The organism is Aliidiomarina haloalkalitolerans, from assembly GCF_003987315.1.
Classification (GTDB): Bacteria; Pseudomonadota; Gammaproteobacteria; order Enterobacterales; family Alteromonadaceae; genus Aliidiomarina; species Aliidiomarina haloalkalitolerans.
In genome coordinates this window covers 23,778-37,751 of record NZ_PIPI01000003.1, presented here as the reverse complement: position 1 = coordinate 37,751, position 13,974 = coordinate 23,778, and the positions used below count along the sequence as shown (strand labels likewise).

14 protein-coding genes are annotated in these 13,974 nt (G+C 49.2%); 8 read left to right on the top strand and 6 right to left on the bottom strand.

What is annotated here, in order from left to right:
- Nucleotides 1–32: 32 nt before the first annotated feature.
- Entirely contained in the window at nt 33–1,997 is a 1,965-nt protein-coding gene (locus CWE06_RS05845; protein ID WP_126792115.1) for a hypothetical protein, read from the top strand.
- A gap of 64 nt (nt 1,998–2,061) precedes the next feature.
- On the opposite strand, the gene CWE06_RS05840 is transcribed toward CWE06_RS05845, so the two are convergent.
- Nucleotides 2,062–4,113, bottom strand: coding sequence for a PAS domain-containing protein (locus CWE06_RS05840; RefSeq protein ID WP_126792113.1), 2,052 nt, complete (start codon nt 4,111–4,113; stop codon nt 2,062–2,064).
- A gap of 161 nt (nt 4,114–4,274) precedes the next feature.
- Here CWE06_RS05840 and CWE06_RS05835 point away from each other — a divergent pair, with 161 nt between their 5' ends.
- Nucleotides 4,275–5,093 (top strand): alpha/beta hydrolase, encoded by an 819-nt coding sequence (locus tag CWE06_RS05835; RefSeq protein ID WP_157981143.1) that lies wholly within the window; start codon nt 4,275–4,277, stop codon nt 5,091–5,093.
- A gap of 2 nt (nt 5,094–5,095) precedes the next feature.
- Nucleotides 5,096–6,334, top strand: coding sequence for a kynureninase (kynU, locus tag CWE06_RS05830; RefSeq protein WP_126792109.1), 1,239 nt, complete (start codon nt 5,096–5,098; stop codon nt 6,332–6,334).
- Between the two features lie 19 nt (nt 6,335–6,353).
- Here kynU and CWE06_RS05825 read toward each other — a convergent pair whose 3' ends face one another.
- The gene (locus CWE06_RS05825; protein ID WP_241972499.1) at nt 6,354–6,548 is read right to left on the bottom strand and encodes a YgaP family membrane protein; all 195 of its coding nucleotides are present in this window, start codon (nt 6,546–6,548) and stop codon (nt 6,354–6,356) included.
- A 202-nt stretch (nt 6,549–6,750) separates the two neighbouring features.
- Between CWE06_RS05825 and CWE06_RS05820 the strand changes: the two genes are divergently transcribed.
- From CWE06_RS05820 to CWE06_RS05810, 3 genes are read left to right on the top strand one after another with little or no spacing between them, the layout of a single operon-like run.
- Nucleotides 6,751–7,632, top strand: a complete 882-nt coding sequence (locus CWE06_RS05820) for a sensor domain-containing diguanylate cyclase (protein ID WP_126792107.1) — start codon at nt 6,751–6,753, stop codon at nt 7,630–7,632.
- Nucleotides 7,633–7,642: 10 nt separating this feature from the next.
- Nucleotides 7,643–9,118, top strand: a complete 1,476-nt coding sequence (locus CWE06_RS05815) for a flavin-containing monooxygenase (protein WP_126792106.1) — start codon at nt 7,643–7,645, stop codon at nt 9,116–9,118.
- A gap of 11 nt (nt 9,119–9,129) precedes the next feature.
- A complete protein-coding gene (locus CWE06_RS05810) occupies nt 9,130–10,020 on the top strand; it encodes an alpha/beta hydrolase (RefSeq protein WP_126792104.1) in 891 nt (296 codons plus the stop codon).
- Between the two features lie 44 nt (nt 10,021–10,064).
- Here CWE06_RS05810 and CWE06_RS05805 read toward each other — a convergent pair whose 3' ends face one another.
- The 3 genes from CWE06_RS05805 to CWE06_RS05795 all read right to left on the bottom strand — a co-directional run bounded on the left by CWE06_RS05805 (nt 10,065) and on the right by CWE06_RS05795 (nt 12,141).
- On the bottom strand, nt 10,065–10,274 hold the full coding sequence (locus CWE06_RS05805) for a cold-shock protein (RefSeq protein ID WP_126792102.1): 210 nt from the start codon (nt 10,272–10,274) through the stop codon (nt 10,065–10,067).
- A 230-nt stretch (nt 10,275–10,504) separates the two neighbouring features.
- Nucleotides 10,505–11,815 carry a type II toxin-antitoxin system HipA family toxin gene (locus CWE06_RS05800; RefSeq protein ID WP_338021484.1) on the bottom strand — a complete coding sequence of 437 codons (1,311 nt, stop codon included), beginning with the start codon at nt 11,813–11,815 and terminating at the stop codon, nt 10,505–10,507.
- Nucleotides 11,815–12,141 carry a helix-turn-helix transcriptional regulator gene (locus CWE06_RS05795; RefSeq protein ID WP_126792098.1) on the bottom strand — a complete coding sequence of 109 codons (327 nt, stop codon included), beginning with the start codon at nt 12,139–12,141 and terminating at the stop codon, nt 11,815–11,817. The genes CWE06_RS05800 and CWE06_RS05795 overlap by 1 nt, the downstream gene beginning before the upstream one ends.
- Nucleotides 12,142–12,420: 279 nt before the next feature.
- On the opposite strand from CWE06_RS05795, the gene CWE06_RS05790 reads away from it, so the two are divergent.
- Nucleotides 12,421–12,882, top strand: a complete 462-nt coding sequence (locus CWE06_RS05790) for a magnetosome magnetite crystal formation protein family (protein WP_126792096.1) — start codon at nt 12,421–12,423, stop codon at nt 12,880–12,882.
- Complete coding sequence (locus CWE06_RS05785; RefSeq protein WP_126792094.1) at nt 12,882–13,718, top strand: putative RNA methyltransferase; 837 nt, start codon at nt 12,882–12,884, stop codon at nt 13,716–13,718. The genes CWE06_RS05790 and CWE06_RS05785 overlap by 1 nt, the downstream gene beginning before the upstream one ends.
- Here CWE06_RS05785 and CWE06_RS05780 read toward each other — a convergent pair.
- The gene (locus CWE06_RS05780; RefSeq protein WP_126792092.1) at nt 13,705–13,965 is read right to left on the bottom strand and encodes a substrate-binding domain-containing protein; all 261 of its coding nucleotides are present in this window, start codon (nt 13,963–13,965) and stop codon (nt 13,705–13,707) included. The two genes, CWE06_RS05785 and CWE06_RS05780, sit on opposite strands and share 14 nt — an antisense overlap.
- Nucleotides 13,966–13,974: the final 9 nt, after the last annotated feature.

Genomic DNA, 13,974 nt, shown 5'->3' with positions numbered 1-13,974 from the left:
CCTTCGGGGTGCTTTGTCATATGGAGCAACACATGATTCATTGGAAGAGTTTATTAACATTAGGATTCACTGCCGTTCTTGTCGGCTGTGGCGGCGGTGGTGGCGATGACACGCCTCCCGTTCAGCAACGCCACCTCATTCAAGGCTTTGCCTCGGGCCCCGGAACCGTTACCCCAAACGCCATTTCAGCGTTGCAGGGTAGCACGTATGTATTTACATTTGAGGCCCATCCCAACTTCATTCTACACGACGCACAAGGTTGCAACGGTCGCCTTGAAGGCAATAAATACACGGTTGGCCCGGTCACTGGCCCGTGCGACCTGACGGCCTTTTTTGGTCGCCCGCCACTCGAACTTGCTTTCAACACCGATGATGTTGAAACCGTCTTTAAAATGGCCTTTACGCGCGACGAATTCACTGACGTCACCACATTTGGCTCCAATTCTAATATGATTGGCGTGACCAGTACCGGTGAGTATCGCTTTATTGCTGAGTCCAATGTCGCCGTAACCGCAAGTGATATTGCAACCAGTCCGGACGGTCGTTACCTGTTTCTTGCGCTCGGTGGTAGTGATTCTGATAATTACATCGTGCACCAGAAAAGCTGTGGCTTAGTCAAAGTTGATCGCACCACAGACGACTACGAATGTCTGGCACCCGACCTGATTTTCACCGGTTTCGACTCCAATCAGCCCATATCAATAACACCGGTTTTGCAACTCGACCCGCGCGTCGACGAGCAAGGCAACTGGGTTGGCAAGCTCTACTTCCATGCTTCAACCTATACAGTTACCGGTGATTGTGAGTTTACTGGCTATTGCCGGGTCGCGAGAGATAGCGACCGCTTTATTTATCAATTAGACCTTGATGGTCAGGTCGAAGCGATTACGCCGGCGGACTATCGAGTGCAATCGATGCACATCAATGCAGAAGGCGAGCTGTTCATCGACGCACTGATCCCAACGGGCGACAACCAAGGCTACTCGATATTCAAATACACCGACAATACACTCGAGCTTATTCAGCCTATTAACAGTGGTAGTGTTCATTTTGACGATGTGAATACGTTATTCACCCTTGATCGAAGCCGCACGCCACTGCTCGTGCATGCGAGCCAAGACGGCATTGAACGGGCTGACTATGGCGACTTATTGCGTGGTCCATTTGGTCAAATTTACCGTGGCCCACACGGTCACTTGTTTAATTTTGACGCCGAGTCGACTGCGGTGTACTCGATTTTACCGCCACGCTCAGAGCCGGTGTTTGTGGACGACGCATTTGAGCATGCAGGATTAAGCTATCTGGGTCAGTTTAAAGCTGTGTATGGCGACTGGTTCTTAACCTATATGGCCGAAGTGCGTACCGGCCAGACTTGGGAACAGCAATTTATCATGATGATTAACGTCGTCACTGGTGAAACACGTCGTCTCCTGCTGCCATTGAACCTCGGACTCGACCAAGAACGTAGCTATGGCTTCAAAGTAATTGGTGATCAATTATTCGCTCCTATTTCGCGCTCTTATACGAGTCAGCATTGGGTTCAAGTCGTGAACCTAGCGGAACTGCTTGCTGGCGCGGATGAAGAAGATGTTTCTAAAGCTGCGTATTTCCGTTGGCGCGGTCAGCTTATCGCCATCGACGATGTGATTGATCTGCGAATTCCGGCGCCAGCACCAAACCACGAACTGACAACAGCAAATGTCATTTTCGATAAGTCTTTAGGTGCGGTGATTACGGTCGAATTTTCACAAGCAGTCGATCGCGCCAGCGTCGAGTCTCATTTGCAAGTGCGCCATGCAAGCACCCATGCAGTAGTGCCTTATCTGCCAGTCTGGCTTGAGAACACCCTACACTTGGTTGTTTCGGTGGATGGCTTCGATGACGAGCAACGCACCGTCTTGCCAACCGATGAAGATTATTACCTGAGCTTTGGTGCCGGTATGGTCGATGCTCAAGGCCGCGCGCTTGAGGTTGATGGCGAGATTTACTTGAACTAAAAGCAAGCAGGGACCGAACTCCAGCAAGTACAGGAGTTCGGTCTACAATGCTTGCGGGTACTAGTTAGTCTGCGACAGCGACTCGATTACGACCAGTTTGCTTTGCGCGATACATAGCTTTGTCGACGCGAATCATAAGGTCATCTAGTGACTCGTCCAGAAGACGTTCGGCAACGCCAAAACTTGCGGTGACCTTAAACACATTATCGCGATCTAACTTAATCTCAAGTTGGCTAACGAGATGTCGCAATTGTTCTGCGACGTTTACAGCTTGCTCACAGGTAATGCTTTCCGCTAACACAATAAACTCTTCACCGCCGAGACGTGCAAACAGATCCATTCCGCGCAGACGACTGCGTACTGCCGCACTCACCTTGATTAATACTTGGTCGCCTGCAGAGTGGCCACGTAGATCATTCACCCGCTTAAACTCGTCAATATCAAACATAATTACAGAAATCGGCTGTTGAATGCGGTTCTGGCGGTTAAGCATCGGCAGCGCTTTTAAGAAAAACGAGCGCCGATTGTCGATTTGGGTGAGGGCATCCGTGTCCGAGAGTTTGCGCAGTTCAAGTTCGAGGAGTTTCGTTTCGGTTATGTCACGCACAGTTCCTGTCAAGTACCTGCCATTACTCTCTGTTTGCGTGTAGTCAGCTAGTTCATGCACCCAGCGGATTTCACCGTCTGGCCGAATAATCCGATGCTCAACATTATGCAAACCTGTTTCCATCGCAACGCGTTCACTTTCGCGCACCGCCTCGATGTCCTCAGGATGCACGCAACTATTAAATAGGTCTAATGAAGGCGTAATATCCTGTTTATCGAAGCCGAAAATGGCAAAGATGGTATCTGACCAGAATAGTTCACCCGACGACATGTTTGCTCGCCAGTGCCCCAATTTGGCGATTTCTTGCGCACGCTCCAATTGAAATTGGTATTCACGAAGCTGTTGTTCAGTGTGCTTCGCTTCAGTGATGTCCATAATCATGCCATACCAAGCAATCGAGCCATCACTTTCTAACTCAGGAACCGACTGACCATGTACCCACATGGTACTGTCTCCGCGGATCACTCGATACTCGCAGTCCCACGGTAGTAACGTTTGAGCCGACTCTTCAATACTTTCAGCGACACGCTGCACATCATCCGGATGGATTGCTGCAAACACAGAACTAGCGTCTTCAGCAACCTGCTCTGCTGTAACACCATAGATGTCGAAAATAGACTTGTTGGCGAACGGGAAGCTGACAGTGCCATCGGGAGCTCGGACAAATTTGTAAAGTAAGCCCAAGGCAACGTCAGCGATTCGCTTGAGTAGCCGGTCTTGGTCCATGAACTCCTGTACATTTTGAGCTGAGCCAACCACTCGAACAACTTCACCGTTTTCTATAACTTTATGGCAATGGTCTTCAATATACTGGTAAACGCCATTTTTGTCGCGCATACGGAAAGTGCGAATTAAATCGGTTCTTCTTTTCGACGCCATAAACTGGCGGAATTCTGCAATCACATAATCGCGTTCGTCTGGATGTAAACGCTGGTGCCAATCCGTATTGATGTCACCTGAGTGCATTGATAAACCGAAATCAGCCGTCAGATTTGGAGACACGTAGTTCAAATGATAAGGAGGGGTCGGCTCATAGGAATAGAAAGCAACTCGTGTACCGGCCATCAATTCGTCAAGCTGCTGGTAAACAACGCGCTCAAGCTCGATTTTGCCCATTAGCTCGGTCACTTCAAAATGCACTCCGGCCATTGCCACCGGTTTGCCACTTTCAAATTGGCTAAAGTCCCCACGCGCTTTTATCCATACCCAACGCCCTTGCTTATGTTGCATTCGAAAAACGCAACTAAACAAACGTTCAGGTACAGCTTGTTTTGCTTCTAACGCAGCGTGGATAATCGGAAGATCATCAGGGTGAATAAGACTTTCAAAGCGAGTGAATGTTAATGGGGAGATCTCTTCAACTGTATAACCGATCATGGCTGCCCAACGCTCATTGATCTGATTAATGTCATTTTGCATATCCCATTCCCACAAACCTATTTCCGAATTGTGAAGAATATCTAAGATATGTTGCTGAGAAACTGCTTTAAAATGGGACTGATTCTGCAAACTAACTACTCCATTTGACTCTCTTTTTGAACATTAGCATTTGGAAATATTTATTCATAGAGTTCTATGACATTCATCATATAAAGAAATCTTAATGGGGTGACTACGTCACTACTGCTATTTTGGTTGTCATCGTTCGAGAAATCCGAGGAGTTCGATACGTGGGCTTTGCTTTAAGTTTTTTGTTGAGTTGGTATTTAACTACTTCACTAGGGCTGACCTCACCCGTGAGTTTCCAGCAGGTCATCGAACGCTCAACCGCGGTTGCCGACAAGGTGATTCATTATGGCGACGCTGAATCACAGTTTATTGAGCTTTACCTAGCTGAGTCTACGGTACACAACGACGCACCCTTAGTCGTCTATATCCACGGTGGTTGCTGGCAAAACACTTTTGGAGTTGACCATGCGCGTGGTTTCGCCGAAGGCTTGAGCGCTGCCGGTTTTGCGGTCGCACTGGTTGAATACCGCCGCTTAGGCGATGAAGGTGGTGGCTGGCCAGGGTCGCTCGACGACATTCTGCAAGCCTTGGAGCTGCTAACCAACACCCAAGACACAGGGTTTCAACCTAGAAATATCACTTTGGTCGGCCATAGCGCGGGTGGTCATTTAGCGTTGCTCGCCAGCCAGCCACAACAACGACTTCCGATTCGGGGTGTAATCGGCCTTGCCGCCATCACTGACATTGAAGCCTATGCTGCTGGCGCTAGTGGTTGCCAACAAGCGGGGGCAAATTTCCTTGCCACCGCGCCGGATCAGGCGCAAGTCATGAATCCGGCCAAACAGTCACGGCATTCATTCGTCTTTTTATTGCGCGGTGATCAAGATACGATTGTTGGCATTGAACAACAGCAACTCGATGGCGCCGAAGTCGTCGATATTCCTGGCGCTGGCCACTTTGATTTAATTCATCCGGACACCGAGGCGTTCGAGCAAGTACTCGAGACCATTCGTAACCTTTATCCGGAGCTCACGAGGTAACCATGACGACAGCAGTGCATCCGCTCGACAAAGAAGACCCGCTTGCTCATAAACGCGCAGCGTTTCATATTCCAGCCAATACGATTTATTTCGACGGCAACTCATTGGGCTTAATGGCACCAAGTGTCCACGAACGTGTCAACCAAGCCTTGCGCCATGAATGGGGTGACGACGTGATTACCAGCTGGAACAAACATGGTTGGATTGATTTACCGCTAACTGTCGGTGACAAAATTGGTCGTCTGATCGGTGCCCCTGAAGGGCAAACAATCTGTTGTGACTCGACCTCGATTAATCTGTTTAAAGTGCTTTGTGCCGCACTACAGATTAATTCCGATCGCAGTGAAATTCTCTCCACTACCGACAATTTTCCAACTGATTTATACATGGTTCAGGGCATTGAGCAGTGGCTTGGTGAACGCTGTAAGCTGCGTTTGGTTAGTGAAGACTCACTTCTGAATGAAATTAACGAAAATACGGCTGTGGTTCTGGTTACTGAAGTTAATTTTCGCACCGGCCGACGCCTTCCTATGGCTCACATTAGTCAACGCGCGAAGCAATGTGGCGCGTTGACCGTCGTGGATTTGGCGCATAGTGCAGGTGCTTTACCGGTTGATGTGGTGGCTAACGAAATCGACTTTGCTGTCGGTTGCACCTATAAATATTTCAATGCCGGACCCGGCGCACCGGCGTTCTTATATGCCGCCGAGCGCCATCTCAAACAACAGCGCCAGCCTCTGCACCCGCTTTATGGCTGGCTCGGGCACGCAGCGCCATTTGCATTCGAGGTCAATTACGCACCCGCCGACGGTATCCGTCAATTTCTGACAGGCACACCACCCGTATTGTCGTTAGTGGCCGTTGATGCCGCGCTTGACCTGTTTGCTGACGTGACTATGAGCGACATTCGAACCAAGTCGATTGGCTTAAGCAGTTACTGGTTAGAGTGTATGGACAAGCACGGTTTACTCGATGTAATGCCATGCATTTCACCAGTAGTCGCAGACGAGCGTGGTAGTCAATTAGCGTTTCAACATGCAGAGGCCTATGCCATTTGCCAAGCACTGATTGCCGAAGGGGTCATTGCCGACTTTCGTGCGCCTGAATATTTACGCATCGGCTTTGCACCGCTGTATAACAGCTACGCAGAAGTTGAGTCAGCAGTAAGCCGACTCGCAGTAATTATGCAAGAGAAGCGCTACTTGAACGCAGAGTTCCAGCAGCGCAGTAAGGTCACTTAGCCTACTGCTTGATAAGGACTTAAGATTTCACTTTACAGGTGTTAATTCCGAGTACCCGATATAAACCGCAGAACCGAAATATGCCGGTGGCGATTAAAGCAACACCGAGGATCCACCAGAAGTTGCCGGCATTAATACTCCACACCGCAATTAACAGACCCACGATAATTCGAATCATGCGGTCGATTTCACCAACGTTTGTCATTTTTGCCATGCTGTTTTCCTTTTTAGCTGAATGTGCCTGCTTAAGCGTAGACTAAGTTCTGAAATACCGCCTAGTCTATTTTTTGACTAAAGTTTAAACAGATAAATTGCAGGTTGAGGAAAACAGTGGCTTAATGGTGCATGACCAAATTAAGGTCACACATGAGTCATTCTTCAACCGCACATAACAATAAGAAAACGCGAGTTAACCCATGACAAGACCGGCATTTGCAGAACTAGCTGAGTACTTAGATTTACTACTCGAAGCCATTTGCGTGGTCGAGCCTAATCACCGTATCAGTTATGTGAGTCGCGGTGCTGAACGGGTTTTTGGGTATCGGCCAGACGAGATGGTCGGACGGATGATCTATGAATTCATGCATCCTGATTATCGCGAGGCGTCCCTGCGCCTTGCTGAGCACGTCAACGCCGGTGGTGACGTTGTCCACTTCGAGAATAAATATATTCACAAAGACGGACACGCCATTGATATTCACTGGACTACTCGTTGGTCGGAAAAAGACCAGGTTCGGGTTGGCGTTGCTCGGGATATTACCGAGCAAAAACGACTTGAAGTAGAGCGTGAAGCATTAATTGCCAAGCTTGAGGCGATGGCTCTGACTGATTCTTTAACCGGCCTACCCAATCGCGTTCTATTCGCGGATCGTGCCGATGTTGCTATCAGCCGTGCAAAACGCACAAGGCGCGGCTTTGGGGTCTTGTATATCGACCTAGACAAGTTCAAACAAATGAATGACGAAAAAGGTCACGCCTTCGGTGACGAAGTATTAAAAGCCGTTGGCAAGCGTTTGCAAGGTTCTGTGCGTCCCACCGACACCGTTGCGCGCTTAGGCGGTGATGAGTTTGTTGTGCTGGTCGACGTTGGCAATAGTCAATTATCTTTGGAAGCAGCGGTGAATACCGTGGTAAAAAATATTGACGAAACCTTTGCGCAGCCCCTGCAAGTGAAATCGCTGTCAGTTCGCATTGGCATTAGTATTGGGGTTGCGCTTTGGCCATTCCATGGCAACACCATTGAACAGCTTATGCAACACGCAGACCACTCCATGTACCGCCGAAAGTTCGCCAAATGAGTTTGCGAAAATGAACAAGCCCCACGACCTCATCATTATTGGCTCAGGTTTTGGTGGTATCGGCATGGCTATTCAGCTGAAGAAAGCCGGTCGCGATGATTTTCTGATTCTCGAAAAAGCCGATAGCGTGGGTGGAACCTGGCGGGATAATACATACCCCGGCGCTGCTTGCGACGTCGAATCTCATCTATATTCCTTCTCATTTGCGCCGAAACACGACTGGTCACGACGCTATAGCGGGCATGCAGAGATTAAAGCCTATATTGAATCGTGTGTTGCACGGTTTGAATTACAGCAACACCTGCGCTTTGGTGCCGAAGTGAGTGAACTCGTTTTCAATGACGCCCGCAACGTGTGGCAAGTACACTTAAGCACGGGTGAGGTACTCGAGAGCCGCGTGGTGATCACGGCTATGGGACAGCTCAACCAACCCCGTTACCCCGACATTCAAGGGCTCGAGCAGTTTAACGGGCCGGTATTTCACTCGGCGCGCTGGGATCACTCCGTGAGCCTGCAAGGGAAACGTATTGGCGTTATTGGCACTGGCGCATCGGCAATTCAGTTTGTGCCGCAGCTCGCTCAAGTTGCGCAGGAGCTACATGTTTTCCAGCGTTCTGGGTCGTGGGTGATTGGCAAAAATGACCGACCATTCAAGCCATGGGAGCAGTGGCTTTTCCGCCATGTACCCGGCGCAGCACGGTTGTATCGGACGTTCTTGTATGTAAAAAGCGAGTCGCGTGCTGTCGTCTTTACGCGTTTTCACTGGTTACTGAAGTATGGTGAATGGCGGGCGCGCTGGCTCGCTCGCCGCGACGTTAAAAACCGTATGAAACGCCAGCAACTCATTCCGGATTATCAAGTGGGCTGCAACCGTATTTTATTGGCCAACGACTGGTACTCAAGTGTTGATTTACCGCATGTGAATTTAGTCACCCAACCCATTCAAGAAGTGACCGCAAATGGCGTCGTTACTTCCGATGGTACTTTGCACAACGCCGATGTGTTGGTACTTGGCACCGGTTTTCGGGCTTCGGAGTTTCTCACGCCGCTGCGTGTCATTGGTCGCGGTGGACTCAATTTAAACACCGCATGGGCGCAAGGTGCCGAGGCCTACAAGGGCATTTCGGTGCATGGTTTCCCGAATCTGTTCATGCTTTACGGCCCGAATACAAACTTATCGCACAGTTCTATTTTGCTGATGCTCGAGTCGCAAATTCATTACGTATTGGCCTGCTTGCACCAGCTTGATGTGCGTCAGTCAGTGGCAATGGACGTCAAACCCGAAAGTCAGCGCAAATATGTGTCGGCCTTACAGCGAAAACTCGGGAGAGCAGTTTGGTCGTCCGGTTGTAGTTCATGGTATTTAGATGCAAATGGGCGTAATGTCGTCAATTGGTACGGATTTACGTTTAGTTATCGCTGGCAAACTCGCCACGTTAATGCCGCCGACTATCAGTGGTTTACTGGCGGCTCACGGAAAGGCTAAAGAGAAAAGGCATGAAAAAGGAATATTTAAGGCGTTTCATCAAGCTTGCAGTGCAACCGATGTTTCACCCGCGCGTACCGTTTAAAGTGCGACGTATTCTGATGAAAAGTGCAGTACTGTTGCAGCGTAAACAACCGGGAGTCACTCGCAGTACGGTAACGCTGGGGCAAGTCAGCGCCTATCAAGCCCAGGTAGCCCAGGCAAGCGAAACACAGGTGCTGTATTTACATGGCGGTGGCTATGTATTCGGCGACGTTGCAACCCATCGTCAAGTGGTTGACGGTATTGCCTTAATCGCCAACGCAACCGTGTGGATGCCAACCTATCGCTTAGCCCCAGAACATCCCTTTCCCGCTGCGCTCGACGACGCTTTTGGCGCTTACCAAGCCTTGCTTAGTCAGGGCGTACCCGCGGACAACATCATCATTGCGGGTGACTCGGCCGGTGGCGGGCTGGCGTTAGCATTGGCTTTGCGCTTGCGTGACGAGGGGCAGCCACTGCCGAGAGGGCTCGTATTATTTTCACCTTGGGTCGACTTAACCGTTACCCGCACTAGTCACGTGTTTCATGCCAAACGCGATCCGATGTTATTGCCAGCAGGTTTGCAGTCGTGTGCAGAGGCTTATTGTGGCTCCACACCTCATGACCACCCCTATTGCTCGCCCTTATTTGCCGATTTTAGTGGCTTACCACCCGTGTGTGTACAGGTCGGTAGTGACGAAATTTTATACGATGATGCCATCGAGCTGCACCAGTCACTTTTACGTGCAAACGTGACAGCCGACTTGCAGGTGTTTGACGGTATGTGGCATGTGTTTCAGTTGCACTGCCACCAACTACCCGAAGCGACCGCAGCGGTCACGCAAGCGTTTCATTGGGATTTTATTAGCCGCAACCAATAAAAAAGGAGCCTTTCGGCTCCTTTATTCTGAATTCTCAGTGCTAGTTAGATAGCAACGATGTTTTCAGCTTGTGGGCCTTTAGCGCCCTGGGTCACAGTGAAAGACACTGCTTGGCCTTCAGCTAAGGTTTTGAAACCTGTGCTTGCAATAGCGCTGAAGTGAGCAAACACGTCTGCTCCACCTTGACGCTCAATAAAACCAAAACCTTTCGCTTCGTTGAACCATTTAACGGTACCAGTAACTGTATTAGACATAATTAATCTTCCTAAAATAATAAAAATCGCCTGTTGAGGCATACATTGGAGAGGAAATAAGAGCGGTTAAAGCAACAGAACGGAGTTAATTACGAATAATGTGGCAACGAAGTGTAGAACAACTGAATATTTACTAACCAGAGACGTGCACTCTACGCTGATCTGGCAGGAAGTCAAACTTATTCGTGAAATAGTTTTTAAAGCGACCGAAATAAAAGCGTTAACAAGACTTACAAGTCCAAACGCAAACCACGCTCCACTTCCTGAATAAAGTGCTCAGGAAGTTCATGCTCAACAGCGAGCGTGCGCCACTGCGATACCTGCTCAATGGTTTCGTCGAGAATCTGATCGATATTCGCGGGACTGAAAATCTTACCGAACCGTTCGAGGCCATAAAAATCTTTACGGCTAAAGTCTTCGCGTTTGCCGTTTAAGCTCATCCAGTGGCTGTTGACCCACTTACTGCCGGGCTTATAACTGAAGGCAACGTCATAAGCTGGAGCTAGTTGCCATTTCTTATCAGGAAGCATAAAAGCAAAGTTTTTGCTGTGGTCGTCGTGATTGCGGGCGACAATGTTAAAGCACATCCGCCGCAACAATTGTTCAGCCTCGTCACGACTTAAACGCAGCTCACGACCGACACTGAAAAGCTCTTCGTAGGAAAACGAACCGGGCTTCTTGTAGTCAACGTGGGCTAGGCCATTTAAAGTTTGCACATGCACCTTGTCATTCCCGATGCGGTCAAAACGCTTGGTAATGAAGTGTCTTCGATTGCCTTCAGGTAAAAGCGCACAGTGCTCCATGTGAATACCGGCTGCTGTGGCCATGCGATAATAGATATACTCCATGACACCGAAACCACTGGGGTCACCAAAGGTCTCGCGATTGGCATTGTGCTCGGTGACACCGTCGAACTTCATCAAATAGTGGGTGAACCCTGCAGGCACTGTGGTTTGCCCTGAACGAACTTGCGTGAAGTCGTCGTTAAACGCTAGTACCGCTTTCGGCCGCGCACCACCTGCACTCATTCCAACCGATAACAGCTCCATCATGGCTTGGCGGTCGGCTTGACGGTCAGTTGCGAGGTTGACGGAAAACTGGTCGCGGCTATTCATCACCTCTTGCGCAACCGCAATCAGGCTATCGATTTCAATTTGCTGCGCTTTGTTTAAGAGACTTTTGTTTATGGCCGGCGCATACTCCAGCGCACCCATGCCACGAACGCCGGTATATTGTAGGCGCTGCAGTGGCGTTATGTCCTCTGGTGACTTGCCTTGTGCCGCTACCCAAGCATTCATGACCGCATTGCCAAAATCATCAGGTAAAGAGTCGGCGACTAAGCCCGGTAGTCCTTTAAAGGTTTCAAAGTTCAGTTCAGGAAAGGAATACGGATTCTGTTGTAAGGGCATAGTCAGTGGCGATAACTCGACGCCTCGCTTAATAAAATTGGGGGTATATTGAAAGCTGCCGTAACCTTTCGTGGTGTCAAAGCTTAAAGCGCCGGCATCCTCATCCTGATAGCGAACCGTAACAACTTCCATTACCATTGTTCCATGTCCTCGCTATCGTCGACTTGACCACTTGCTCGTTGGCGCTTTTTCCCTTTGAGTTTTAATATTTCCAGAGGCGATAGATCTTGCTCCGGTAAGAAGTTCTCAAGCTGTTCCGCGACACCAAGCACCTGTAGAATTGCTACAAAAGTTTCCAGCCGCGCATGACCTTTTTCCGCTTCAACAACGGTGCGCCGCGCCACCCCGACTTTTTTGGCAACGTCTTCTTGAGTTAGATTCTTATTGAGGCGAGCTTGCTTGAGTCGTTGACCAAGCTCCGCAAGAATCGCTCCGACAGGCGCCGTCCTGAATCGCATAGTGATACCTTTTCGTTACTTTAACGTCGCTTTTCTCACTTATGATCCTAATTTAGCACATTATTGTGATTTATCAAAGTATTCAAATAATGTTACTAATTACGCTCACTAACAACAGAAAAACATTCAATGTAACTAAATTTATACTTTAATTAATATTTATGCAGCAAGAGAACGCTGACCAAGACGAAAGCACTTGCTTGTTGTTTTTAAAAATTCGGGCTACATTCGCAAATACGCTAGCGAGCACTCTACAAAAATAATAACAAGGAAAATCTTATGGATACCGAAAAATTACGTAATTTACATAAGCTAAAAGAAGATGGAGTTTTAAGTGAGGAGGAGTATCAAGCAGAAAAGAAAAAGCTGCTCGACGATCCTCGCCCTACAGGCTCGGTGCTGAACGCAACCGACAGCCGCGATTACTCCATGTTCATTCACCTGTCGCTTTTACTCGGTTTGGTCTTTCCGTGGATCGGCTTAATCGTACCCATCGTACTCTGGCTGGTGAAGAAAGAAGAGCCGTTCATTGACCAAAACGGTCGTATTGTGGCGAACTGGCTAATTAGCTCAGTCATCTATTCAATCGTCGGCCTCATTTTGGCTGCGGTACTTGTTGGTTTCTTTATCTTGTTGGCACTCGTTATTTGCCACGTTGTCTTTGCCATTATCGGCGCAATGAAAGCGAAGGAAGGCGTGCTTTGGCATTATCCGCTGAGCATTAAGTTCTTCAAAGTTTAATGGTGCAGCCGTTCACAAAACTTTGTTGCCCGCTGAACTGCGAGTCAGTGCTGGTACTTGATGGCAAAACCTGGCGCTGTGACAACGGCCACAGCTTTGATGTGGCCAAGCAGGGTTATGTTAATCTTTTGCCGGTGCAGAACAAGCGCTCGAAGGATCCAGGCGACAGTAAGGCCATGGTGCAGGCACGCGCCGAGTTTCTCGCCAGTGGCTTTTATCAGCCACTGGCAGAGGCACTAACACGCGTTGTTTTACATCAGCCGCCACAGAGCATACTCGACGCCGGCTGTGGTGAGGGTTATTACTTACGTCAGATCTTGGATGCGGCGCAAGCCAGCGGTCTAAGCATGGACGTTGTCGCCCTCGATATTTCCAAATGGGCAGTACAAGCTGCGGCGCGCAGCGACAAGCGTGCGACTTGGCTTGTCGCCTCAAACAATCAAATTCCAATTGCTGCAGGCAGTATCGACGCCCTGCTGTGTGTGTTCGGCTTCCCAGTCGAAGCAGAGTTTGCTCGGGTTCTAGCGCCAAATGGACGCTTGATTATGGTCGATCCCGCCGAGAATCATCTCATTGAGCTAAAACAAGTCATATACACGGACGTAAAAGCTAAGCCGTATCAGTTACCAATTACCGGCGCGAGCTGGCAGTTAACGAGCGAACAGCGCATAACATTCACAGTCACCTTGCCAAGCAACCAAGCTGTTCGTGATCTACTGGTCATGACGCCACATCTTTATCGCGCCAGCAGCGAAGGAAGATCTCGCGCGGAAGCACTTTCCGAGCTGACCGTCACCGTTGATGTTTGGCTGCGTGAGTTTGTTACCCGCGACTAGACGTGGAATTCCGCACAATCAATTCCGGTGTAAACAAGGACTTCAGTTCTTCAATCGGCTTTTGGTACACGGTTTTTAATATCCAACGCGCAGCCATTTGGCCAATTTCCGCCACCGGGTAGTCAATGGTGGTCAGTTTTGGGTAGGTGTAGTGCGAGAAGTTGATGTTATCAAAGCCAATGACAGCTAGCTGTTCTGGAATTTCGATGCCTTCGTCATGGGCAACTGTGATGGCACCCGAAGCCATTTCATCATT